This is a genomic window from Streptomyces aurantiacus JA 4570, from assembly GCF_000414115.1.
GTDB lineage: Bacteria > Actinomycetota > Actinomycetes > Streptomycetales > Streptomycetaceae > Streptomyces > Streptomyces aurantiacus_A.
In genome coordinates, this window is the sequence record NZ_AOPZ01000469.1 from 1 (window position 1) to 3,739 (window position 3,739).

Here is a 3,739-nt window from a genome sequence, read left to right on the forward strand (position 1 = left end):
TCGAGGAGTTCACGAGCCATTCCCGCCCACTGCGAACCTTGCCCCGGGAACACGAACACCGGGCGGACCACGCCGGTCTGCGCGCGGCCGGAGACCACGCGGGCGGCCGCCGCGTCGTTGCGCGCGAGCTCTTCGAGCCCGGCGAGGAGTTCGTCCCGGTCCCGCCCGAGGACGATGCCCCGGTGTTCGAACCGCGAGCGTGTCGTCGCCAAGGACCAGGCGACGTCGTCGAGTTGGAGCCCGGTGTGCGCCAGGAGGTGTTCCCGCAGGCGTCCGGCCTGCTCGCGCAGGGCGTTCTCGGTCTTCGCGGAGAGGGCCAGCGGCACGACACCCGCGACCACCTGAGCCGGTGCGACATCCCCGGCGGGCACGACCGTCTCCTCGGCAGACGGCAGCTGCTCCAGGATCACGTGCGCGTTGGTGCCGCTCATGCCGAAGGAGGAGACGCCCGCGCGGCGCGGTGCGCCGTTCTCGCGCTCGGGCCAGTCGCGTGCCTCGGTGAGGAGTTCGACGGCGCCTTCGGTCCAGTCGACCTCGGGGGTCGGCTCGTCCACGTGCAGGGTCCCCGGCAGCACACCGTGCTGCATGGCGAGGACCATCTTCATCACGCCCGCCACGCCGGAGGCGGCCTGGCTGTGCCCGATGTTGGACTTGATGGAGCCCAGCCACAGCGGCTCCTGGCTCTCGGGCCGCTCCTGCCCGTACGTGGCGAGCAGCGCCTGCGCCTCGATGGGGTCGCCGAGGGTGGTGCCCGTGCCGTGCGCCTCGACCGCGTCGACGTCCGCCGCCGTCAGGCGGGCGTTGGCGAGGGCGGAGCGGATGACGCGCTGCTGGGAGGGGCCGTTGGAGGCCGCGCTGGCTGGGAGGGCCGTTGGGGGCGGTGAGGCCGTTGCTGGCGCCGTCCTGGTTGATCGCGGAGCCGCGGACGACCGCGAGGACGCGGTGGCCGTGGCGCCGCGCGTCGGACAGGCGCTCCAGGAGCACCATGCCGACGCCCTCGGCCATGCCCATGCCGTCGGCGCCCGCCGCGAACGCCTTGCAGCGGCCGTCGGCGGCGCGAACGCCTTGCAGCGGCCGTCGGCGGCGAGGCCGCGCTGCTGGCTGAAGGCGATCAGCGCGCCGGGCGACGACATCACGGCGACGCCGCCCGCGAGGGCGAGCGAGCACTCGCCCTGACGGAGCGCCTGCGCCGCCAGGTGCATGGCGACGAGCGACGACGAGCAGGCCGTGTCCAGTCGACGGTCACCGCCGGGCCTTCGAGGCCGAAGGTGTAGGCGATGCGCCCGGAGATGACGCTGGGCGCGCTGCCGGTGAGGATGTGTCCCTCGGCGCCGGCGGTCACCTGGCCGGGGGCCGTGCCGTAGTCCTGGTAGTTGGTGCCGACGAACACTCCGGCGGCCTCGCCGCGTACGGACCGGGGGTCGACCCCGGCGCGCTCGAACGCCTCCCAGGACGTCTCCAGGAGGAGGCGCTGCTGCGGGTCCATGGCCAGGGCCTCGCGCGGCGATATGCCGAAGAAGGCCGGGTCGAAGTGGCCCGCGTCGTGCAGGAAGCCGCCGCCCCTGGTCGTGGTGGTGCCGGGGGTGTCCGGGTCCGGGTCGTAGAGGTGGGCGGTGTCCCAGCCGCGGCCCGCGGGGTAGCCGCCGACGACGTCGGCGCGGTCCCGGAGGACTTCCCACATGCGCTCGGGGCTGCTGATGCCGCCGGGGTAGCGGCAGCTCATCGCGACGATGGGGCGGGAGCGGCGGCCGTGTCGGCGCCGAGGGCCTGGGTGCGCAGGTACGCGGCCAGGGCGGTGCCGTTGGGGTGGTCGAAGACGACCGTGGTGGGCAGCTTCAGGCCGGTGGCGGCGCCGAGCCGGTTGCGCAGGTCGACGGCGGTGAGCGAGTCGAAGCCGAACTCGCGGAAGGCCCGCTCGGGGTCGAGGGCCCCCGCGGACTCGTAGCCGAGGACGGCGGCCGCGTGCGTGAGCACGAGGTCGACCAGGAAGCGGTCCCGCTCGGGCCCGGCGAGGCCGGTCAGGCGCTCGCGCAGCGCCGACGCCTTGGTCGACGGCTCGCCCGCACCGGCGTCGGCGCCGTCGGCGGCGGGTCCGTCCTGGCCGGCCAGGACGCGCTGGGCGTCGGGCAGGTCGGCGAGCAGCGGGCGGGCGCGGCGCGAGGTGAACACCGGCACGAACTGGTCCCAGTCCACGTCGGCCAGCGCGAGGAACGTCTCGTCGTCGTCGAGGGTCTGCCGCATGCCCGTGAACGCGAGGTCCGGGTCGAGGAACGGCAGTCCCTGGCGGCGCAGTTGTTCCGGGTCGACGTCGATCGGCGCGCTGCCGCTCTCGTGCGGGTTGACGACGTTCCACACGCCCCAGGCGATCGAGGTGGCGGTCAGGCCGCGCGCCCTGCGGTGCTCGGCGAGGGCGTCGAGGTGGGCGTTGGCGGCGGCGTACGCGGCGTGGTCGCCGCTGCCCCAGACGCCGGCGATGGAGGAGAAGAGCACGAACGCGTCGAGATCCGCGCCGCGGTCCCCCTCGCTCAGGAGCTCGTCCAGGACGATCGCGCCCGCGACCTTCGCCGCGACGATCTCGGCGAAGTCGCCGAGCGTGGTGGTGGCGAGGGGGGCGAGCTCGATCAGGGCGGCCGCGTGGATGACGGCGCGCAGCGTGTGCCCGTCGGCGGCGAGCCCGTCGAGGAGCCCGGCGACGGCGTCGCGGTCGGCCACGTCGCAGGCCGCGATGGTGACCTGGACGCCCAGCTCCTCCAGTTCGGCGCGGAGTTCGTCGGCGCCGGGCGCGTCCGGGCCGCGGCGGCTGGTCAGGACGAGGTGCTCGGCACCCTCGCGCGCCAGCCAGCGTGCCATGTGGCCGGGGGCCGAGGGCGCCGGTGCCGCCGGTGATGAGGACGGTGCCCCGCGGCGTCCACCCGGAGCCCTTCGCGTTCGTGGAGGCGGCGGGCTCGGCCCGCACGAGGCGGCGCACGAAGACGCCGGAGCCGCGCACGGCGAGCTGGTCCTCGTCGCCCGCGCCCGCGAGGATCCCGGCGAGCCGGGCGGCGGTGCGGCTGTCGGGGGTCCCCGGCAGGTCGATGAGGCCGCCCCAGCGGTCCGGGTGCTCCAGGGCCACGACCCGTCCCAGGCCCCAGGTCTGCGCCTGGGCGGGGCTCTGCACCTGGTCGTTGCGTCCGGTGGAGACGGCTCCGCTGGAGACGGCCCACAGCCGCGCGTCGATCCCGGTGTCGCCGAGGGCCTGTACGAGGGCGACGGTGGCCGCGAGGCCCGCGGGGAGGACCGGGTACGCCGGGTGCGGCTGCTCGGCCAGGGCAAGGAGCGAGACCACTCCGGCCGGCTCGACCTCGCCGGGTGCGTCGGAGGTCTCGGGGGCGTCGGGGGCGTACGCGCCAAGGCGTTCGGCCAGGCCCTCGCGCGTCAACTCGGCGTCACTGACGCGCACTTCGGCGACCGTGGCCCCGGCCTGTATCAGCGCGTCGGTGACACCCGCCAGCCACGGGTGCGCCACGGACTCTTCCGGTACGACGACCAGCCACCGGCCGGTCAGGCTCGCCCCCGGAAGCGCGCCACTCGCGACCGGCTTCCAGGTGACCCGGTAGCGCCAGCTGTCGATGGTCGACCGCTCGCGCCGCTGCCGCCGCCACGAAGACAACGCGGGAAGCACGGCGCCAAGACCGGCGGACGCGGAGTCGCCCGCCACGTCCAGCTCGGCCGCCAGCTCCTCCAGGTCCTCGCGCTCCAC

General features: G+C 75.4%; 1 pseudogene. It reads right to left on the bottom strand.

Features of this window, described 5'->3' with window-relative positions:
- Nucleotides 1–3,739 (bottom strand): annotated as a pseudogene (locus STRAU_RS44225) (SDR family NAD(P)-dependent oxidoreductase); the annotation flags it as partial.